Source organism: Alistipes sp. An116 (assembly GCF_002161005.1).
In the GTDB taxonomy this organism is placed as follows: Bacteria; Bacteroidota; Bacteroidia; order Bacteroidales; family Rikenellaceae; genus Alistipes; species Alistipes megaguti.
On the sequence record NZ_NFLR01000014.1, the window covers coordinates 1 to 19,174 of the forward strand.

The 19,174-nt window shown below is 60.7% G+C and carries 19 protein-coding genes; 3 read left to right on the forward strand and 16 right to left on the reverse strand.

Annotated features, from left to right (window positions below; translation table 11 throughout):
- Positions 1-167: 167 nt before the first annotated feature.
- The 8 genes from B5E60_RS09750 to B5E60_RS09785 all read right to left on the reverse strand — a co-directional run bounded on the left by B5E60_RS09750 (position 168) and on the right by B5E60_RS09785 (position 5,904).
- Complete coding sequence (locus B5E60_RS09750; RefSeq protein ID WP_087311359.1) at positions 168-830, reverse strand: DNA alkylation repair protein; 663 nt, start codon at positions 828-830, stop codon at positions 168-170.
- Positions 830-1,726, reverse strand: coding sequence for a DUF4831 family protein (locus tag B5E60_RS09755; RefSeq protein WP_087311314.1), 897 nt, complete (start codon positions 1,724-1,726; stop codon positions 830-832). Before B5E60_RS09755 ends, B5E60_RS09750 begins: the two co-directional genes overlap by 1 nt.
- Before the next feature lie 55 nt (positions 1,727-1,781).
- Positions 1,782-2,531 (reverse strand): tRNA1(Val) (adenine(37)-N6)-methyltransferase, encoded by a 750-nt coding sequence (locus B5E60_RS09760; protein WP_239403306.1) that lies wholly within the window; start codon positions 2,529-2,531, stop codon positions 1,782-1,784.
- Positions 2,524-3,303 (reverse strand): TIGR02757 family protein, encoded by a 780-nt coding sequence (locus tag B5E60_RS09765; protein WP_087311361.1) that lies wholly within the window; start codon positions 3,301-3,303, stop codon positions 2,524-2,526. Before B5E60_RS09765 ends, B5E60_RS09760 begins: the two co-directional genes overlap by 8 nt.
- Before the next feature lie 139 nt (positions 3,304-3,442).
- On the reverse strand, positions 3,443-4,099 hold the full coding sequence (locus B5E60_RS09770) for an ABC transporter ATP-binding protein (protein WP_087311315.1): 657 nt from the start codon (positions 4,097-4,099) through the stop codon (positions 3,443-3,445).
- The gene (gene folP / locus B5E60_RS09775) at positions 4,096-4,911 is read right to left on the reverse strand and encodes a dihydropteroate synthase (protein WP_446698001.1); all 816 of its coding nucleotides are present in this window, start codon (positions 4,909-4,911) and stop codon (positions 4,096-4,098) included. Before folP ends, B5E60_RS09770 begins: the two co-directional genes overlap by 4 nt.
- Positions 4,901-5,506: a dephospho-CoA kinase gene (gene coaE / locus B5E60_RS09780; RefSeq protein ID WP_087311363.1), complete on the reverse strand. Its 606-nt coding sequence runs from the start codon at positions 5,504-5,506 to the stop codon at positions 4,901-4,903. The genes folP and coaE overlap by 11 nt, the downstream gene beginning before the upstream one ends.
- The gene (locus tag B5E60_RS09785) at positions 5,506-5,904 is read right to left on the reverse strand and encodes a hypothetical protein (protein WP_087311316.1); all 399 of its coding nucleotides are present in this window, start codon (positions 5,902-5,904) and stop codon (positions 5,506-5,508) included. The genes coaE and B5E60_RS09785 overlap by 1 nt, the downstream gene beginning before the upstream one ends.
- On the opposite strand from B5E60_RS09785, the gene B5E60_RS13790 reads away from it, so the two are divergent.
- Complete coding sequence (locus B5E60_RS13790) at positions 5,887-6,219, forward strand: hypothetical protein (protein WP_143260733.1); 333 nt, start codon at positions 5,887-5,889, stop codon at positions 6,217-6,219. The two genes, B5E60_RS09785 and B5E60_RS13790, sit on opposite strands and share 18 nt — an antisense overlap.
- A gap of 93 nt (positions 6,220-6,312) precedes the next feature.
- Here B5E60_RS13790 and secDF read toward each other — a convergent pair whose 3' ends face one another.
- On the reverse strand, positions 6,313-9,333 hold the full coding sequence (gene secDF, locus B5E60_RS09790) for a protein translocase subunit SecDF (protein ID WP_087311317.1): 3,021 nt from the start codon (positions 9,331-9,333) through the stop codon (positions 6,313-6,315).
- A 439-nt stretch (positions 9,334-9,772) separates the two neighbouring features.
- Between secDF and B5E60_RS09800 the strand changes: the two genes are divergently transcribed.
- Positions 9,773-11,077, forward strand: coding sequence for an alpha-L-fucosidase (locus B5E60_RS09800; protein ID WP_087311319.1), 1,305 nt, complete (start codon positions 9,773-9,775; stop codon positions 11,075-11,077).
- 3 nt (positions 11,078-11,080) lie between these two features.
- Here B5E60_RS09800 and B5E60_RS09805 read toward each other — a convergent pair whose 3' ends face one another.
- From B5E60_RS09805 to ruvA, 7 genes are all read right to left on the reverse strand, one after another.
- On the reverse strand, positions 11,081-11,401 hold the full coding sequence (locus B5E60_RS09805) for a DMT family transporter (RefSeq protein WP_087311320.1): 321 nt from the start codon (positions 11,399-11,401) through the stop codon (positions 11,081-11,083).
- A 239-nt stretch (positions 11,402-11,640) separates the two neighbouring features.
- Positions 11,641-13,560 (reverse strand): molecular chaperone DnaK, encoded by a 1,920-nt coding sequence (gene dnaK, locus B5E60_RS09810; protein ID WP_087311321.1) that lies wholly within the window; start codon positions 13,558-13,560, stop codon positions 11,641-11,643.
- A 757-nt stretch (positions 13,561-14,317) separates the two neighbouring features.
- Positions 14,318-14,563, reverse strand: coding sequence for a DNA-binding protein (locus B5E60_RS09815; RefSeq protein WP_087311322.1), 246 nt, complete (start codon positions 14,561-14,563; stop codon positions 14,318-14,320).
- Between the two features lie 257 nt (positions 14,564-14,820).
- Complete coding sequence (locus B5E60_RS09820; protein ID WP_087311323.1) at positions 14,821-16,410, reverse strand: hypothetical protein; 1,590 nt, start codon at positions 16,408-16,410, stop codon at positions 14,821-14,823.
- A gap of 32 nt (positions 16,411-16,442) precedes the next feature.
- On the reverse strand, positions 16,443-17,042 hold the full coding sequence (locus tag B5E60_RS09825) for a hypothetical protein (protein WP_087311364.1): 600 nt from the start codon (positions 17,040-17,042) through the stop codon (positions 16,443-16,445).
- A 109-nt stretch (positions 17,043-17,151) separates the two neighbouring features.
- The gene (locus B5E60_RS14045; RefSeq protein WP_162992919.1) at positions 17,152-17,310 is read right to left on the reverse strand and encodes a hypothetical protein; all 159 of its coding nucleotides are present in this window, start codon (positions 17,308-17,310) and stop codon (positions 17,152-17,154) included.
- A 376-nt stretch (positions 17,311-17,686) separates the two neighbouring features.
- On the reverse strand, positions 17,687-18,274 hold the full coding sequence (gene ruvA / locus B5E60_RS09830) for a Holliday junction branch migration protein RuvA (protein WP_087311324.1): 588 nt from the start codon (positions 18,272-18,274) through the stop codon (positions 17,687-17,689).
- A 244-nt stretch (positions 18,275-18,518) separates the two neighbouring features.
- Between ruvA and B5E60_RS09835 the strand changes: the two genes are divergently transcribed.
- Positions 18,519-19,106: an OmpH family outer membrane protein gene (locus B5E60_RS09835; protein WP_087311325.1), complete on the forward strand. Its 588-nt coding sequence runs from the start codon at positions 18,519-18,521 to the stop codon at positions 19,104-19,106.
- Positions 19,107-19,174: the final 68 nt, after the last annotated feature.

Sequence of the window (19,174 nt, forward strand, 5' to 3'; positions counted from 1 at the left end):
GGGGGGTGGTCCGCAGTCGGCCGGGGGCAAACAGAAAAACGGCCGGAAAGGCTGTAACGGAGTAACCCGGAGGGGTGGCGCAGGTCGGCCGGAGTCAATCAGAAGGACAGTCAGAAAGGCTGTAACGGGGTAAGCCGGAGGGTGAGCCCGCAGGTCGACCGGAGAGATCAGAGATCCGGGTCCAGCCGCCACGAAAGCTCCTCGCGGACCAGCTCCTCGGCGGAGTGCGTCCCCAGCGAATCGACGGCCTGCTGCACGGCAAGGCGGTTCTCCTCGCTCCGGGAACCGAGGTTGACCAGCGCCGCAACGGCTCCCTGTGCCAGCAAATGGCTCTCCTGAAACTCCGACGCTGCCGCCCGGCGAACGATATCGACCACGCGCGGAATCCATGCCGTCTGCGGAGCTTCGGCCCGAGCAACGGCCATCAGCACCGCATACTGCTGGAGCCAGCCGGCCTCGGGGGTCGTCCATGCGTCGAAAAGTGCCGGAAGCGAAGGCGTCCGTCCCAGCAGGGCAAAGGCCCCCTCTTCGGCCATTTCGGAGTTGAGCAGCCCGTCGCCCCAGAACGGAAATTCGTCCGGTGTGAGGCGCCCGGGATCGGCGATATGGAAGGCTGCCAGGCGCAACTCGCGGACATCCTGCTGATAGAGATAGCGGGCAAAGTCGTGATCCGTGGACTCGGCCCGGGCCAGACGGCGCAGGGTCGGAAGGCTCACACCGTAGTTCAAGCCGTACGTGCGGCCGTAATAGCGCATCGAGTCGGCCACGGCGCCGTTCCGCTCCCGGCGAAAGGCGCCAAGCAACGCGGTCATTCGCGTGGTGAAATCCATCATTTGCGGCGAGGCAGGGCTACGTTGATCGTTCGGCCGAATTCAAAGACCGGAAGCACCGTGCGGGCATACTCCTGACCGCCCGAGAGCACCGTGCAGGTCGAGGGATCGGCCACACGGCAGCGGACAACATTCGTCTCCTTGGGTCCGGCCTCGAGTCCCGCTCCGGCCTCGGCGCCCGACGGCTCGATCTGCAGCAGGACGATGTCGCCCGAAAGATCGTTCTCCGGAAGCAAACCGCTGGCCGGACTGAAACGGCAGACGATATACTGCTTCTTGTCCGTCTGCGGATAGACCACATAGCGGCGCGTCGAGGTGGTGGTGACGTGTTTGCCCAGGAAGAGCTCCAGATAGCTCTGCTCCTGGCGGTCGATCTCCTTCAGCGCCGCATCCAGCCCCTGGCCGAAGACATTCTCACCCGCTTCGCCCGTGATGAGGTCGAGGCGGTGGCGACGCAGTGAATAGATCCGCTCGGCGGCCGCGCGCGCCGCATCCTCCAACGAAGAGGTCGTCATCTCAAGTTTGTCGGGCTGCAGCCGCGCAAACTCCTCGTCCGTCGCGGCATAGCTCTGCACACGGGTCGCGGGGGCCGCCGGGGCCGTTGCGTTCAGGCAGGTGGCGCCGTCGAGAAGGGCGATCCGGGCGCCGGTGATGCTCCACGTCGTCTTGTCGGCCAGCGCCGGCCGCACGCCCAGGAACTTCTGCGCATAGCGCGCGTAGGGCCCCGCCAGCGTCCGGTCGCACTCGACGGTCAGGTCCACGGCAAGGATCGTCCGCGGCTGCGACACAACCACGCCGTCAGCCGTCTCGTTGGCACCCTGCAGGGCAATGTATGGATTCTGAGCCGAAGCGCCTCCCGCAAGCAGCAGGATCAGCGCCAAAAGTCTGTATTTCATGGTCTGAATAGTTTGATGCTGTCGAAGAACAAAAGTAGCGTTTTTTCGCGTGTCGTCAAAATTTCAGGTAAAAATCACGCGTCAGCGCCCGGTATTCGGGCGTATAGTCTTCGTGGGCGCCCGTTCCGATGGTCAGTTCGTCGATCCGAAGATCCGTATCCGTGCCGCAGGCCACCGCCGGATCCCCGGCCGGGGAGAACTCCATCAGCACCCGGCGGGGAGCCCGGCGGGACGTGGTGCGAACCCACGTGAGGCGTCGCAACCGCAGGTGCTGCACCGCCAGCCGCCGGAACCGTTCGGCCTCGGGTGTCGGCAGCACCACGGCAAAGCGTCCGCCAGGCGAAAGAAGCCGGACAACCGCATCGAGAAGCTCTTCGTAGGAGAGGCTGACCGTATGGCGGGCCGTCGTGCGACCCGGGTCGGGGCAGGTCAGCGAATCGACGTAGAAGGGCGGATTCGAGACGATCAGGTCGTAGCGCTCCGCGGGGCGGAACTCCTGGATCGCCTGCCCGACGAAGTACAGACGGTCGCCCCAGGGCGAGGCGTCACCGTTCTCGCGCGCATCCGACAGGTCGTCGATATCGACTCCCGTGATCTCGGCCTGCGGGCAACGCTGCGCCAGCATCACGGCAATCAGCCCCGTACCGGTACCGATGTCGAGGATTTGCCGGTCCGTGGGCCGCACACCGACCCACGCGCCGAGCAGCACGCCGTCCGTACCGACCTTCATCGCAGTGCGCTGCTGGCGGATCGTGAAGCGTTTGAAGCGAAAGGCTCCTTCGAGATGTTCGACGGATTCACTCATGGTCGTTGAGAATTCGGTCCATACCGGCTCCGAAGAGCGAAAAATCGTATCGCACGGGGTCCGCCGCGTCGAACTCACGAAGCCGCGAGGTGATCTCCTCGACAGCCCGCCAGTCGTTCTGACGCCGCGTGAGCAGCCCCAGAGCCCGTCCCGTCACGCCGACGTGGAGGTCCAGCGGCAGGTAGAGCGCCGACATCGGAATACGCCGCCAAAGGCCGAAATCGACCCCGCGGTCGTCGCGGCGGACCATCCACCGCAGGTACATGCACAGCCGTTTGCAGGCCGCTCCCCGCTCGATCGACGAGAGGTGTTTCTCGCAGCGCGGGGCGTGGGGCGCAGCGAAGAACTCCCGGCGGAACTCCGCCAGCACGGGCCGCAGATCGCCGTGCACCGCGTAACACTCTTCGAAAAAGGCGCCCAGTCCGCCGTAGCGCTCCTCGAAGCCCCGCAGCGCCAGCACAAAATCCCTGAGATCACCGCCGTTGAAGGTGCGGTGGACAAAAGTTTCCAGCTGCTTGAGTTCACGCTCCGAGGCATGGCGCACGAAGTCCGCCGGGGCGTTGTCCATCAGAAGCATCATCCGGTGGCCGTTGCGGACGATCGAACGGCGGTTGCCCCAGGCAATCGTGGCCGACAGAAAACCGGCAATCTCCCGGTCGGCGCGCTCCGTGAAGCGGTGCGGCACCGAAATCGGATCGTCCGGGATGAACTCCGGGCGGTTATAGCGATCATAGAGCGATTCGAGCAGCTCCCTGAGCAGCGAGGGTTCCATCATGGTCAATTCGGGAATAGAATCAAACGTCGCAGCGGCTGCTGCCGCCGGCATGGACAAACGGAATGCGGGGTACACGCCGAATCGCAAACATCGGGGCCACGGTCCGGCAGAAGAGCCCCCGTTCACGAAAAAAGGATCAGGGTTCGACGATCCGTCCGTCGGACATCGTAATCTTCCGGTCGGCCATCGAGGCCAGATGCTCGTCGTGGGTCACCAGAATGGTCGTCTGCCCCAGGCGGTCGCGCAGTTCGAAAAAGAGGCGGTGGATCTCTTCGCGGTTGTGCGAATCGAGGTTGCCCGAGGGTTCGTCGGCCAGCAGCACCGCCGGCGAGTTGATCAGCGCCCGCGCAATGGCCACGCGCTGCTGTTCACCGCCCGACAGCTGGGCCGGTTTATGGTCGCGGCGCGCCGAAAGGCCCATCAGCTCGAGCAGTTCCGCGGCTCGGCGCTCCACCTCGGCCCGCGGCCGGCGGCCGATCAGCCCCGGAATGCAGACATTCTCAAAGGCCGTAAATTCGGCCAGCAGGTGGTGAAACTGAAAGACAAAGCCGATCCGCTCGTTGCGGAAGCGCGACAACGCCTTGTCATCCAGCGTAAAGACGTCCGTCCCGTCGATCTCGACACGGCCCGAATCGGGACGCGACAACGTCCCGATGATCTGCAGCAGCGTCGTCTTCCCGGCGCCGCTCGCCCCGACAATCGAGACCACCTCGCGCGGCGCAACCTCCAGCGACACGCCCCGCAGCACCTCCAGCGTGCCGAAACTCTTGTGTATATCCGTTATGCGTATCATGATCGGAATGCATTGAACAGTTTGACCGTATCGACCGCCTCGCGCACGTCGTGGACCCGAAGGATCCGCGCCCCCTGACGCAGGCACTCCCAGTCGAGCGCCACGGTCCCGGCCAGCGACTCCTCCGGCGTACAGCCCAGCGTGCGGTAGATCATCGACTTGCGCGAAAGCCCCGCCAACACCGGAAATCCCTCTCCGCACAGGCGGTGCAGACCGCGCAGCAGTTCGAAATTCTGCGCCGCGGTCTTGGCAAAACCGAAGCCCGGATCGAGGATGATCCGCTCGCGGCGGATGCCCGCCGCCATCATCTCGTCGGTCCGGCGGCGGAAATAGTCGACCACCTCGGTGGTGATGTCGCGCCGGTAGTCGGTCTGCGCCTGCATCGTCTGCGGCGTCCCTTTCATGTGCATCGCCACGTAGGGAAGGTCGTATCGGGCCACCGTCTCCAGCATCTTCGCATCCAGTTCGCCCGCCGAGATGTCGTTGACGACCACCTCGCCGAAGGCTTCGACCGTGCGCGCGACCACCTCGCTGCGGAACGTGTCGACCGAGACCGTCATCCCCGGAGCCAGGCGCCGCACCGTCTCCACGCCGAGCGCCACGCGCCGCCACTCCTCCTCCGTCGGAACCTCGTCGGCCCCCGGACGCGAGGAGTACCCCCCGACGTCGATCAGCGAAGCCCCCTCGTCGAGCGCCTCGCGCACGCGGCGTTCGACGGCATCCCGCTCCGGCATACGGCTCCCCGCATAGAACGAATCGGGCGTGACGTTCAGAATCGCCATCACCTGCGGCACGGTCAGATCAGGCATCATGGCGGCGATGGTGGGCTTCAAGCGTGAAACGTCGGTCAAGTTCGGCCACCGTCGGTTCGAGATCCTCCTCGCGGATGTTCACCACGCAGTAGTCGGCCCGGTCGCGCAGCGTATCGTCGTCCAGCTGGGCGGCCATGCGCCGCAGAACCGACTCCCGGTCACAGCCGTCGCGCCGGCACGTGCGCTCCAGACGCAGCTCGAACGGCGCCACCACGGCAACCGTCCGGTCCACGGAGTGCTCCAGACCCGCCTCGAAGAGAATCGCACTCTCCAGCACCACATAGGGGGAGAGCTGACGTGCGGCCCACGCCGCAAAGTCCGCCTTCACGGCCGGATGGACCAGCGCATCGAGATCCGCCAGCGCCTCGGAATCCGTGAAGACCCGCGAAGCCAGATAGCCGCGGTTCAAGGCGCCGTCGGCCGTATAGGCCTCGGCCCCGAAGCGCGCCGAAATCGCCGCGCGAAGCGCCGCATCCTCCGTCATCAGCCGCTTGGCTTCCCGATCCGAATCGTAGACCGCAATGCCCCGTTGTGCAAAGAGGCGGCATACGGTGCTCTTCCCGCTCCCGATGCCGCCCGTAATTCCAATCTTCATCATGACTTCGCCTGCGGTTGGTCGATCTCCGGAATATCCTTGATCGAGATGATCTTGATGTCGCTGAATCGCGGCGCCAGCGCATCCTGCAACGACTGCGGGTCGATGACCAGTTTGCCCTCGTGGCCCTCCTCCTGCGAAGGGCGCGTCTTGAGCTCCGAAAGCGGAATCCGCAACCGTTTGTTCATGTAGACCCGGTAGCCGAACAGATTCGTCCCGACCCCCTCCACCACGCACGTCACCTCGAAGGGCTGATCGTCGACACTCACCCGGACGGTCTGTTCCGTCGTATAGGTATAGCTCAGTTTGGCAATGTACCAAAGAATGAACGACGCCACGAGCAGCGCCAGAAAGACCGGCGAGACGTAACGTCGCATTCCATGCAGCAGATTTTCCATAGTGTGACCTCTATCTTCCCGACAAAGGTAAAAAATAAATACCAATTTGCCAACGACAATCCGCCATCGGCCGTCGCCGGCTCAGAATCCCGTGCCGTCGGCCGCCAGCACATAGAGATTCGGGTAAGAGGCGAAGAGGATCCAGATCAGGCAGGGAACGAACAGCCGGCCGGCCAGACGCTGGCAATGGCGCGGCGTCCGCACAACATCAGTCCCGTCGAAAGCGCCAAGGCGCTGACTCCGCCGATCAGGCAAGCTATCGACGGCACGCGGGAGGTCCGGTTCTCCAAGGCTACGGTAATCGTGCCTTCGTGATTCTTCAATCGCAAAAAACATGCCGACGGATGAGAACACGAAAAAGCCGCTCCCGGAATCCGGAAGCGGCTTTGGGTTCAGCCTCGAAAGCGATTATTTCTCCTCGTCGATCTTGGCGCGCTTCTTCATCAGATCGTAGGCGAGCGGCGTGGCGATGAAAATCGTGGCCACCGTACCGACTACTACGCCGATGATCAGCGCGAAGATGAAGCCACGGATCGTCTCGCCGCCGAAGAAGAAGATTGCAAGCAGCGTAACGAGCGTCGTGCCCGACGTATTGATCGTACGCGACAGCGTCGAGTTGATAGCGTTGTTCACGTTCTCATAGAGGCTCCGCTTCGGATAGATACCCAGGTACTCGCGGATTCGGTCGAAGACAACCACCGTATCGTTGATCGCATATCCGATGATCGTCAGAATGGCCGCAATGAAGGCCTGGTTCACCTCCAGGTTGAAGGGCAGAATACCGTAGAACATCGAGAAGATACCGATGATCAGCAGCGCATTGACGGCCAGGGCCAGCGTGGCACCCGTTGCCCACTGCCAGCGCTTGAAGCGGAACGTGATGTAGAGTCCGATGGCAATCAGAGAGAAGAGCACCGAGTAGACGGCGTTCCACGTCGTGTCGTTGGCAATCGAAGGTCCGATCTTGTCGGCCGTCAGAATACCGTTCACATCGGTCTGCGTGCTGCGGAACTGGTCGAAGGTGATGTCATACGAGTAGAGCGGCTTCAGTGCTTTGTAGATCAGCTCCTCAACCTCGCCCGTAGCCTCATCCGACGTATCGTCGTAACGGTACTGCGTCACGATGCGCATCTGGTTCTCGTTGCCGTACTGCTTGACCTCGAAGCTGATCGACGACTCGTCGGCCCCTTCGATCTGCGAGAAGACACGCTCCATGTTCGCACGAACCTCCTCGGCCGACACGGCCTTGTCGAAACGAACCACATAGGCGCGGCCGCCCGTGAACTCGGCACCCAGGTTCAGACCCCGGACGAAGAACGAAAGAATCGACAGCACGATCAGCGCGCCCGAAATCCAGTAGGCTACCTTACGCTTGCTCAGGAAGTTGACGTGCGTATTGCTGAGGAACTTCTCCGACCACTTGTACGAGAAGGAGATCGAGCCCCACTTCGCAACGATCCAATCGATCAGCAGACGCGTGATGAAGATCGCGCAGAAGACCGACGTAATGATACCGATGATCAGCGTCGTGGCGAAGCCCTGAACCGGACCCGTACCGAAGATGAAGAGCACGATACCCGTAATGATCGTCGTCAGCTGTCCGTCGATGATGGCCGAGTAGGCCTTCGAGAAACCTTCCTTGATGGCCAGCGACAGACCCTTGCCCTCGCGAAGCTCCTCCTTGATACGTTCGTAGATGATCACGTTGGCGTCGACAGCCATACCCATCGTCAGCACGATACCCGCAATACCCGGCAGCGTCAGCACCGCACCGAACGATACCAGTACGCCCATCAGCAGGAAGACGTTCATCAGCAGGGCCACATCGGCCATCCAACCCGCCGTCTTGTAGAACAGCCCCATGTAGAGCAGCACCAGAATGAAGGCGACGACGAACGACAGCATACCGGCGTTGATCGACTCCTGTCCCAGCGACGGTCCTACGACCGTATCCTGGATGATCTTCGCCGGAGCCGGAACCTTACCCGAGTTGAGCACGTTGGCAAGGTCCTGGGCCTCCTGGATCGTGAAGTCGCCCGTGATCTGCGACTGTCCCTTGTCGATCTTCGTATTGACACGCGGGGCCGAGTAGACATAGCCGTCGAGAACGATGGCAATGCACTTGCCGATGTTCTCACCCGTCATGCGCGCCCACTTCTGCGTACCCTCGGCGTTCATCGTCATCGAAACCTCGGCCGTGGCGCCGCGCTGCGCATACTGCTCGCGGGCGTCCGTTACGACCGATCCGTCGAGCGGCGCCTTGCCGTCGGGGGTCGTCACCTTGATGGCGTAGAGGTAGTAACGGCCGTCGATGTGGTCGTCGCCCTTCACGCCCCACTTGAAGAGGATGTCGGCCGGGAAGAGGTCGCGAACCTCCGGACGGGCCAGGTATTCGTTCACCGTAGCAATGTCGGCCTTATAGGCGGCTCCGATGGCGGCGCCTCCGGCATAGTTGGGATCCAGCACCGCAAAGAGCGGGTTCTGCGCCTGGTCGAAGTTGCCCGTATGGGCCGTCTCGGACTTGGCCGTCGAGTCGGCGCCGATCTCACCGATCAGACCCTCACCGGCCGTCGGTGCGACGGCCTCGGCGGCAGGCTGCTCCGTGGCGTTCTCCGTGGCCGGGGCGGCAGTATGCGAAGCCTCTTCCTTGAGGAGCTTGTCGGCCGATACCAGCATCGGAAGCACCTCGCGGGCGTCGTACGTCAGCCAGAACTCCAGCGAGGCCGTTCCCTGCAGCAGGTCGCGCACACGCTGCGGCTCCTTCACGCCCGGGAGCTCGACCAGAATGCGGTGCGAGTTCGGAAGGCGCATGATGTTGGGCTGCGTTACGCCGAAGTGGTCGATACGGCTGCGCAGCACGTTGAACGAAGCGCCGATGGCTGCCTCAGTCTCGCGCTTGAGCATCTTCTCCACGTCGGCATCCGAACTCTCGAGCGTGATGTCCTTGCGGTCGGGGCTCACGAAGATCGCGGCAATCGGACTGCCGTTCGACAGACGCGAGTAGGCCTTCACGAAGTCGCCGATGTAGTCGTTCGACGAACCGTCCTTCATGGCCACATTGGCCTCGGCAATGGCCTGCTGGAAGGCCGGATCGTTCTGGCTGTCGCCGGCAAGCGCCTTCACGACATCCTCGACCTGAACCTCCAGCATGACGTTCATTCCGCCCTTCAGGTCCAGACCCAGATTCAGCTCCTTCTCCTTGCACTCCTTGTAGGTGAACTTCTTGAAGCCCACGTTGTAGACCGTCAGGTTCTGGATCGAATCCAGGTAATGCTGTTCGGCCGCCGACTGCTCGTCGATGGGGAACTGGGCAGCGTAGGCCGCCGCCTTCTTCTCTACGCTCCGCGTCTTGAACGTGAACGAGAGTTGATAAACACATGCGAGGGCCAGAAGCACCGCGATGAGTTTAATGAAACCTTTACTTTGCATTTGGAAAAAATAGTTGTTATTATGTTTGTTTTAATGTCGTTGGGCACAATAGCACGCAAAGATAGAAAAAAAGAATTAAATCCCACGGTTTCAGCGGCAGAAAATGGCCATTGCGGCAAAATTATCACCCCTGCAGCCCCGTTGCGCACGTTGCGGCGGCATGGGCGCTCACGCAACGGAGCCGCCGGAATGTCGGGCTGCGGCGTCGAGGGCATTCGGACGGCACAGGGGAGCGTGCCCGGCCGAGATCTTCCTCCTGCGTTTCTCGATGGCCTGTCTCTGGATCCTCCCCCTGACCCGCGGACGACTCCTCGCCAGCTCGGGCGCGCCGAACGGCCCGAAAAAAACCAAAAGCACAACCCCGAAGGCATAATTCACAGCCGGAATTCGCTTTTTAGCCAATCTTTTCGTACCTTCGGGTATTCAATCCCCGAACACGATGAAAAAAATCCTCCTCGCCTGCTGCTCCGCCGCACTCTCGCTGGCGGCCGCGGCCCAATCCGGGTATGTGCCCGCTTCCGAGAACATAGCTGCCCGGCAGCAATTCGCCGACGATCGCTTCGGAATCTTCCTCCACTGGGGTCTCTACTCCCTGCTCGGGCAGGGCGAATGGGTCATGACCAATCAGGATATCGACTTCCGCGAATACCGCAAGCTGGCCGGCGCCTTCGCCGCCCCGGCCTTCAATGCCCACGAATGGGTCACGGCCATCCGACAGGCAGGTGCCCGATACGTCTGCTTCACGACGCGCCACCACGACGGATTCTCGCTCTTCGACACCGCACAGTCGGACTACAACGTCGTCGACGCCTCGCCGCTGGGCCGCGATGTCGTCCGCGAACTGGCCGACGAATGCCGCCGGCAGGGGCTCGGCATCCACTTCTACTACTCGCTCATCGACTGGTGGCGCGAGGATGCACCCCGCGGCCGCACCGGCCGCGGAACGGGCCGCGACCCCCGAAAGGAGGATGCCGACGCCTATTTCGACTTCATGAAGGCCCAGCTCACCGAACTGTTAACGCAATACGGGCCGGTCGGCGCCATCTGGTTCGACGGCGTCTGGGATCAGGACCAGAACCCCGGTTTCGACTGGCGGCTCGACGAACTCTACGGTCTGATCCACCGGCTGCAGCCCGCCTGTCTGGTGATCAACAACCACCACCTGGCTCCCTTCGAGGGTGAGGATGCACAGACCTTCGAACGCGACCTCCCGGGCGAAAACAGCGCCGGATTGTCGGGCCAGGAGGTGAGCCGCCTGCCGCTCGAAACCTGTCAGACGATGAACCATTCGTGGGGATACCGCATCACCGACTGCGACTACAAGCCGGTCGACGAGCTGGTACGCTATCTGGTCGGAGCGGCGGGGCGCGGCGGCAATCTGCTGCTCAACATCGGGCCGCAGCCCGACGGCCGGCTACCCGAAGCGGCCCTCGAACGGCTCGCCGGAATCGGAGAGTGGCTCGAACGCCACGGCGAGACAATTTACGGAACGCAGGCCGGGCCCGTGACGCCGCGTGCGTGGGGCGTCACGACCCGCCGGGGCGACAAGGTCTATCTCCACATTCTCGACTGGCCCGACACGGAGCTCTTCGTCCCCCTGCAGGGGCTGCGCGTGCGTCAGGCCACGGCCTGCGACAGCGGGGAGCGGCTCGACTTCCGGCAGAACGACGACGGCGTCGTCATCCGTCTCGGAGAGCGGACCGCGACCCCGGACCACATCGTCGTCCTCACCATCCGCCAATAGGCCTCAGTGCACAAGCTTCAGCCCCACGATCCCGATGAAAACCAGCGTCAGGAAGAACATCCGCCAGAAGGTCACCGCATCGTGGAAGCAGAATATCCCGATCAATACGGTGCCGATGCCCCCGATGCCCGTCCAGACCAGATAGGCCGTGCCCATCGGGATCTCCCGCTGCGCCCAATAGAGAAACAGCCCGCTCAGCCCCATCGACAGAACCGACAGCAGCAGAAAGAGCAGATGATAACGCGCACTGAGCGCCGCCAGCTTGAAACCCAACGGCCAGCCCAGTTCAAATAATCCGGCCAATGCCAAATACCACCATGCCATACGATGTTGTTGTTGAGATCGTGCAAAGGTAGCAAAATTTCCGCTCTGCAGCAACGTCCCGCGGAGCCGTTTGCGGGGTGTCGGGCAGGGGGGGGGCCGGACTGGAAGCCGGGCAGGTGTCGGGCGGAAGTCGGGCGGGAAGTCAGGCAGGAGTCGGGCAGGCACAAAAAAAGGAGGCATCCCCTTGCGGGAATGTCTCCTTCGTTTTTAGGCCGGCTCCTCGGTGGAGTCGGACGGCATTATTTCACCTCTTCGAACTCGACATCCTCAGGCTGGCCGTTGTTGCCACCCTGCTGGCTGCCGGCGTTCGACTGCTGTCCGGCATTGGACTGCGAACTCTGCTGCTGGCTCTGAGCCTGCTGGGCCGAGTAGATGTCCTGCGAAGCGGCCTGCCATGCGGCATTCAGCTCGTTCATCGCCGTGTCGATGGCGGCAACGTCGGCGTTCTTGTGGGCCTCCTTCAGTTTGGCCAAAGCGCCTTCGATGGCGGCCTTCTTATCGGCGGGCAGTTTGTCACCGTACTCCTTCAGCTGCTTCTCCGTGGTGAAGATATTCGAGTCGGCGGCGTTGATCTTGTCGATACGCTCCTTCTCGGCCTTGTCCTTCTCCTCGTTGGCCTTGGCCTCGTCACGCATCCGCTGGATCTCCTGCTCGGTCAGACCCGACGATGCCTCGATACGGATCTTCTGCTCCTTGCCCGTACCCTTGTCCTTGGCCGATACGTTCAGAATACCGTTGGCATCGATATCGAACGTTACCTCGATCTGCGGCACGCCACGCGGTGCTGCCGGAATCCCGTCGAGGTGGAACCGACCGATCGACTTGTTGTCGCGGGCCAGCGGACGCTCACCCTGGCATACGTTGATCTCTACCGAAGGCTGGTTGTCGGCGGCCGTCGAGAAGACCTCCGACTTGCGCGTCGGGATCGTCGTGTTGGCATCGATCAGCTTGGTCATCACACCGCCCAAGGTCTCGATACCCAGCGACAGCGGCGTCACGTCAAGCAGCAGCACGTCCTTCACTTCGCCCGTCAGCACACCGCCCTGGATGGCTGCACCGATGGCTACGACCTCGTCCGGGTTGACCGACTTGTTGGGCGTCTTGCCGAAGAAGTCCTCGACGATCTTCTGGATCGCAGGAATACGCGTCGAACCACCTACGAGGATCACCTCGTCGATCTGCGAGGCGGTCAGACCTGCGTCGCGCAGGGCCAGCTTGCACGGCTCGATCGTCTTGCGGATCAGATGATCGCACAACTGCTCGAACTTGGCACGCGTCAGCGTCATGACCAGGTGCTGCGGAATGCCGTTCACAGGCATGATGTACGGAAGGTTGATCTCCGTCGTGGTCGACGACGAAAGCTCGATCTTTGCCTTCTCGGCGGCCTCCTTCAGACGCTGAAGCGCCATCGGGTCCTCACGCAGGTCGATTCCGTGTTCAGCCTTGAACGACTCGGCCATGTAGTCGATCAGCACGTGGTCGAAATCATCACCTCCCAGGTGCGTATCACCGTTCGTCGACTTAACCTCGAAGACACCGTCTCCAAGCTCCAGAATCGAGATATCGAACGTACCGCCACCCAGGTCATAGACGGCGATCTTCATGTCGTTCGACTTCTTGTCCAGACCGTAGGCCAGCGCGGCGGCCGTAGGCTCGTTGATGATTCGGCGAACCTTCAGACCGGCAATCTCACCGGCCTCCTTCGTGGCCTGACGCTGCGAGTCGGAGAAGTAGGCAGGTACCGTGATCACGGCCTCCGTCACCTCCTGACCCAGGTAATCCTCGGCCGTCTTCTTCATCTTCTGAAGAATAATGGCCGAAATCTCCTGAGGCGTGTACTGACGTCCGTCAATGTCGACACGCGGCGTGTTGTTGTCGCCACGAACAATCGTATACGGGGCACGCGCAATATCAGCCGTTACCTTGTCATAGGTCTCGCCCATGAAACGCTTGATCGAGAAGACCGTCCGCTTCGGGTTCGTGATGGCCTGACGCTTTGCAGGGTCACCTACCTTACGCTCGCCTTCCGACGTGAAGGCTACAACCGACGGGGTCGTACGGTGTCCCTCCGAGTTCGGAATCACTACGGGCTCATTGCCCTCCATCACTGCTACGCAGGAGTTCGTGGTTCCCAAGTCAATACCAATAATCTTTGCCATAATCGTATCTGTTTTTAATTGTTTATAATTTTCGTCTTCATCGTCCCCTCCGGTCCTTTCTCTTCCGGGTTCCCGTCTCCGGGTCCCCTTCGGTCCGTGGCCGTCGGTTACGCCCGGAATTCTCACAAACGCCGTACCAATCGGGCGCCTCTGCCAATTTGTCAGCATTTTGGCAGAAATCCCCGCCAACACCCCCTTTCGCCCGGCATTTTGTCACCCCTTTAAGAAAGGGGCTCTATGGGCGGCCGGACCTTTTCGGGGTTTCTCAACGCCACACCCGCTCCCAATACCAGACTTCGGGGTTCTAGGGGCGGCCGGACCTTTACAGGGTTTCTCAACGTCACGTCCGCTCCCAATACCAGACTTCAGGGTTCTAGGGGCGGCCGGGACGTTACTGGGTTTCTCAACGTCACGTCCGCTCCCGAACAAGACAGCGGAAAAGATAGAAGCAGTCGCGGCCCTCCGAAACCTGACAGCATCCGGTTGCCCCTAAAAGCCCCTTCTTAAGGGGCCGGCCCTCCGAAACCTGACGACGCCCGGATGCCCCTAAAAGCCCAGTCTTAAGGGGCCGAGGCAGTTGCAACCCTCCGAAACCTGACAACGCCCGATTGCCCCTAAAAGCCCCTTCTTAAGGGGCCGGCCCTCCGAAACCTGACGACGCCCGGTTGCCTCAAGAAGCCCCTTCTTAAGGGGCAAAAAAAGCCTGCGTCTCCGCAGGCTTCGTTCCGGCTCTCACCGGACAGATCCTTTATATATACTATTGCTGTTGCTCGCTAAGGATACGCATCGCAACATCAAGAATCGTCGTGTCGTCCAACGTGACAACCCCGCCGTCCGGTCCCGGTTCGAAGTGAACCCCGACGCACTCCTTCGCTTCGTGACTCCCTCCGAAGTAGTTGCGGACCGTCTCGACATCGATTCCTAACTCATCTGCAATGCGCTGCGAACTGCCGCTGGGCAGCCGATCCTTGATACGGCGCAACTCGTTAAATGTGATTATCATATCCGTAGATTTTATGGTTGATGGTTCTCGAACACTAAATTAATATAATTTTATGGATTTACAAAATTTCCAGATCAAAAACCACAAAAAAATGTAACCCTTTTGTCATCAAAACGCAACAATCTCCACCCTACCCGAAAGCCCGTTCCGGCATGGATGCAAATCTCCGGCCGACCGACTTCGCAACACAAAAAAACGACCGGAAGAATCTTCTCCCGATCGTTTGATCCTCGTAATGACGGCACTCGCGGCAATGTCTATTTCCCTTCGGCCGGCTCGATGTAGATCTGATAAACCAGCGGCGTATAGGGCGGAATCTCCGTCGAAATGGTTGTCGTCGTCTCCGTCGTGGTGTCGCCGTAGCCGTAACCGTAGTTATAATAGTAGCTGTTCAGATAATTATAATAATAGTTATTGTAATAGTTGCCGTAGTAGCTGTTGCCGTAGTAGCTGTTGTAGTAGTTGTAATAGTTCAGGTAATCGAGGTAGCTCGACGAATAGCCCGTCGATCCGCCGCTCGTCGTCGTACTGCCCGTACGTCCCGTAGCGCCGTAACCCCGGGTCGAAACCGTGACGAACTCCGCCCACTGTCCGTAGCACAGATTCGGAACCACGTAATAGTAGGCCGAGATCTGACTGCTCTGATCTTCGTCGGGCGTATAGGTCAGAGCCGAACCCTCCGAGTCGGCCTCCCCGTAGATAATCTCCTTCACCTCGTCGATGTTCGTATCGTAGATGAATCCGTCGAGCATCCGCGCGATATACCAGATCCTGGCCTCGCCGTCCATCCCGACCGAGTCCGCATCCCGGCTCTCGAGTCCCGGATGCTTGTAATCCTCGTCGGCATGGAAACGCTTCTTGAGTGCCTCGGAGATCCGAGCCTCGAGATCCGACCCGTTATACGGCTCGAAGCCCACATCATACGCCTTGTTGTCCCACAGCAGCTCGTTCTTCTCGCTGCGAACCGGGAAGTTGAAATTCAGGTAGTCGGAGGCCTTCGTCGGATCGTAGCACACGTCGACATAGACCTGGGCCACCGAGTCGCAGGCACTCACCCACCGGTAGCCCTTCTCCCGCAGTTTGTAAGGGTGGTTCTCGTCATCGTATCCCGTCGGGATTTTCGACGATCCCTCTTCGTCGCCCTCCGTCGTATAGAGCCACTGGCTACCGTTGGACGCGCAGAACGAATCCACCTCCGAACCTTCGCTCTCCAGCGGATTCTTCACGATCTCGCGGATCTCCATCTCGATGATGAACGGCCGCTGCGAACTGAGCGAATACTGGCCTTCGTAACCGCCCTGCCCCTCCACGCCGCTCGAGCTGACGATGCGCGACGGCAGGTAGAGCCGCACCTTCGAACCCTTGCGCAGCTCGAAATCCTCGCTCAAACCGTGGCCTGCCGCATATTCCGCACTCAGGTGCAGCACGTTGCGCATGGCCAGATACGTCCCCTCCAGCAGGCTCGTATTGACCGTTCCGCAATAACGGTAATAGGGAACGTAGTGGGTATATTTGGTGAACGTATTGACCAGCTTGGCCTCGGCCGCACGCCGCGTCAGTACGATATTGCCGCTCAGATCGCGCCCCGAAAAGTCGAACCGCACCCAGCATGCCGTATCGCGGATCGGCTTGACCGTGGAGAGATCCTCCCCAGCCTCCAGCACCTCGACGTAATAGCCTCCGTCGCTCTGCAGGTTGCCCACCAACTCCGGTCGGTTCTGGGTCATCCACGCCTCCAGGGCCTGGTCTTCGAACTTGTCGTAGGATTCGCTCTCCTCCTTGGCACACGAGGCCAGCAGCAATACACCGGCCAGCGGAAGATACAGCAAACGGGTAATCAACTTCATATTTCGTTTTCCGATTCTAAATCCACATTTTATCATTCTACGGCATCCACCGTAAAGAACCACGCGATCGGGCTTTCGCTCGGAATGGTGCTGAACGAACTGTCGCCGTAGGCCATGTTGTAGGTCATGTAGGCCTCGACTTCGTCGCCCTCGCGACATCCCAATAACGCAAGACGCAGTCCGTTTAGTATGTTGCCGTTCATCGATACGTGCAGCGGCTCGAAGGTCCATCCGCCCTCGCCGACACTCAGCCCCAGCTCCTGATAGGCGCTCTCCAGCAGCGGATCGTTCGACCAGAAGGGAAAGGTCGAGTCGGTAATGTTCGAAAACTCGAACACATAGGCCCGGAAGGTGATCGCCACTGTGGAGTTCTCGCCCACTTCGGGTCGGTTCGCCCGGTCGGGGTCGTAGACATTCTGGATGTACCGATAGACCGAATTCCCCGCGACCGTATAAAAGGGCAGCTGGCTCCCCTCCTCGACCGAAGTGTCGGGGATCAGCGACGGGGAGTGGGTCCGCTCCAGGTAGGAGACGAGTTTCTCCCGCTGTCCGGAGAGCGTATCCTCCTCCTGCGAGCACCCGCCCAGAAGCAGCGCCGCAGCACAAAACAGGATGGCAAAAGGTCGTTTCATCGGCATACAATTGTGCAAATGTACAAAAACAATCCGATATCCATGAATATGAAACGTAAAAATTCGCCCCGTAGCGTCCGAACGGACAAAAAAAAGAGGAGAGCCGCAGCTATCCTCGTTCCTCGGAATGGTAGGCATAATCCCGGCGTGGGTCCATCAGCCGGTGAAGCCGGCGTTGCCGCCACACATAGGCAATCAGCAGCACCACGAAGGCTCCGACCGCAAGGCCGAGCATCAAAAGCAGGAATCCGATCGGAAATTCACCCATGGGTCATTGCATTTACAGTTCGACAAAGATAAGGCAAATCTCCTGCCAGAAAAAAACAGACCCCCCAACCTTGGGCCTTTAGTGCAACTTTCAGGCCTTTTGGGACACAAATACAACGTTTTACAGGATTTGCGGCAGGCCGTTCAAACCGGGAGTATTCAGAAGTCCCGTTCCCGGAGTCGGAACACTCCACGGCCGCCCTGGAACCGCAGGAAGATCGACCTCATGCAGCCGCCCTGGAACCGCATCATGTGGATCGCCCGCCGGCCGTCTCAGAGCCGCACGGGAATCGTCCCGGCCGCCTCAGGCCTTCAGCCGGCCGTCTCAGAACCGCATGGGAATCGTCCCGGCCGCCTCGGGCCTCCAGCCGGCCGTCTCAGAGCCGTTTGAGGGCCATGCGCACCACCTCCTCGACCGGTGCCGAGGGCGATTCGCGCACCACGGCCCGCACGGCCTTCTCGGCCACCCCGCGTGCAAAGCCCAGCATGACCAATGCCTCCAGCGCCTCGTCGACAACCCCTCCGTCGGGAGTCGCCGGCTGCGGGCCGTTGTCGTCGAAACCCAGCGTCATGAGCTTGCCGCTCAACTCGACGATGATCTTCTGCGCCGTCTTGAGCCCCAGTCCCTTGACATTCTTCAGCAGGACGGCGTTCCCCGACGAGATGATCCCCTGCAGTTCGCGCGGCGAGTAGGTCGACAGAATCATCCGCGCCGTATTGCCCCCCACGCCCGAAACGCTGATCAGCAGCCGGAACAACTCACGCTCGACCTTCGTCGAGAAACCGTAGAGCAGCTGCGCATCCTCGCGCACGACATAATGAACAAAAAGCTTCGCCTGTGCGGCATGCTCGATGGCCGTGTAGGTTTCGAGCGAAATGTGCAGGTAGTAGCCCACTCCGCCCACGTCGATCACGGCATAGGCCGGAGCAACCTCGGCTACCGTTCCCTGGATATATTCGTACATGATCGTCTGCTATAAATTCCGCACGCAATCCGCGACTTACGGACATCCGGGCCAAAGTCGGGGCGCGTCCGCAAGACGGTCCCTGCCGCCGCGTCGACGAGTCCTCATCCCTGCGCAGAGCCGCATCCGGCAACAACGCCCGCCCGGGGTGCGATAAAATTGTCTTCCGGTAGGCAAAAGTAAAGATTTTTTTTTACCTTTGTGTTTCAAATGAAGAATATTTAACCAAACACTACGTAACAAGATGAAAAAAACGCTATTCCCGGCATTGGCTGCGGCTCTTGTCCTCGCGGCCTGCGGTACGAAAACCGCGGAAAAGGCTGAGTCTGCAAGCGCAACGGTTGCTCAGGAGGTCGTCTCCAGCGACATCGCCTACATACAGGTTGAAGCCGTCCTGGCCCAGTGCGACCTCTATCAGAAGGAGGGTGTCGCCCTGCAGGAGAAGACCCAGAAGGCCCAGAAAAGCTGGGCCCAGCGCGAGCAGAGCCTCCAGGCCGAAGCCGCTCAGCTGCAGGAGAAGTTCGACAAGGGGCTGATCACCACCCGCGACGCACAGGCCCAGCAGGAGAGCATCCAGAAAAAGGTCGCTTCCTATCAGGCCAACGCCCAGAAAGAGGCCCGGTCGCTCGATGAGGAGAACTTCGTATTCACGAACCGCGCCCAGGACCTGCTCCACCGCGCCGTGAAGGAGATCAACGCCGACGGCAAGTACAAACTCATTATCAACGCTTCGGCTCTGATCGACGCCGACTCGACGCTCGACATCACCCCCGCCATTCTGGCCAAGGTCAACGAGCTCTACGCCGCCGATCAGAAGGACGCAAAAAAATAGCCCCGTCCGTGCGGAACAAAAAACCGGCTTCCACAACGAGTGGAAGTCGTTTTTTTTTCCTACATTTG

What these genes read in the sequence shown, in the direction of transcription:
- B5E60_RS09755 (WP_087311314.1), bottom strand. Translation starts at nt 1,726, where the DNA reads ATGAAATACAGACTTTTGGCGCTGATCCTGCTGCTTGCGGGAGGCGCT.
- B5E60_RS09785 (WP_087311316.1), bottom strand. Translation starts at nt 5,904, where the DNA reads ATGGAAAATCTGCTGCATGGAATGCGACGTTACGTCTCGCCGGTCTTT.
- B5E60_RS09805 (WP_087311320.1), bottom strand. Translation starts at nt 11,401, where the DNA reads ATGGCATGGTGGTATTTGGCATTGGCCGGATTATTTGAACTGGGCTGG.
- B5E60_RS09815 (WP_087311322.1), bottom strand. Translation starts at nt 14,563, where the DNA reads ATGATAATCACATTTAACGAGTTGCGCCGTATCAAGGATCGGCTGCCC.
- B5E60_RS09760 (WP_239403306.1), bottom strand. Translation starts at nt 2,531, where the DNA reads ATGAGTGAATCCGTCGAACATCTCGAAGGAGCCTTTCGCTTCAAACGC.
- B5E60_RS09820 (WP_087311323.1), bottom strand. Translation starts at nt 16,410, where the DNA reads ATGAAGTTGATTACCCGTTTGCTGTATCTTCCGCTGGCCGGTGTATTG.
- folP (WP_446698001.1), bottom strand. Translation starts at nt 4,911, where the DNA reads ATGATGCCTGATCTGACCGTGCCGCAGGTGATGGCGATTCTGAACGTC.
- B5E60_RS09800 (WP_087311319.1), top strand. Translation starts at nt 9,773, where the DNA reads ATGAAAAAAATCCTCCTCGCCTGCTGCTCCGCCGCACTCTCGCTGGCG.
- B5E60_RS09835 (WP_087311325.1), top strand. Translation starts at nt 18,519, where the DNA reads ATGAAAAAAACGCTATTCCCGGCATTGGCTGCGGCTCTTGTCCTCGCG.
- B5E60_RS09750 (WP_087311359.1), bottom strand. Translation starts at nt 830, where the DNA reads ATGGATTTCACCACGCGAATGACCGCGTTGCTTGGCGCCTTTCGCCGG.
- coaE (WP_087311363.1), bottom strand. Translation starts at nt 5,506, where the DNA reads ATGAAGATTGGAATTACGGGCGGCATCGGGAGCGGGAAGAGCACCGTA.
- ruvA (WP_087311324.1), bottom strand. Translation starts at nt 18,274, where the DNA reads ATGTACGAATATATCCAGGGAACGGTAGCCGAGGTTGCTCCGGCCTAT.
- secDF (WP_087311317.1), bottom strand. Translation starts at nt 9,333, where the DNA reads ATGCAAAGTAAAGGTTTCATTAAACTCATCGCGGTGCTTCTGGCCCTC.
- B5E60_RS09825 (WP_087311364.1), bottom strand. Translation starts at nt 17,042, where the DNA reads ATGAAACGACCTTTTGCCATCCTGTTTTGTGCTGCGGCGCTGCTTCTG.
- B5E60_RS13790 (WP_143260733.1), top strand. Translation starts at nt 5,887, where the DNA reads ATGCAGCAGATTTTCCATAGTGTGACCTCTATCTTCCCGACAAAGGTA.
- B5E60_RS09770 (WP_087311315.1), bottom strand. Translation starts at nt 4,099, where the DNA reads ATGATACGCATAACGGATATACACAAGAGTTTCGGCACGCTGGAGGTG.
- B5E60_RS09765 (WP_087311361.1), bottom strand. Translation starts at nt 3,303, where the DNA reads ATGGAACCCTCGCTGCTCAGGGAGCTGCTCGAATCGCTCTATGATCGC.
- B5E60_RS14045 (WP_162992919.1), bottom strand. Translation starts at nt 17,310, where the DNA reads ATGGGTGAATTTCCGATCGGATTCCTGCTTTTGATGCTCGGCCTTGCG.
- dnaK (WP_087311321.1), bottom strand. Translation starts at nt 13,560, where the DNA reads ATGGCAAAGATTATTGGTATTGACTTGGGAACCACGAACTCCTGCGTA.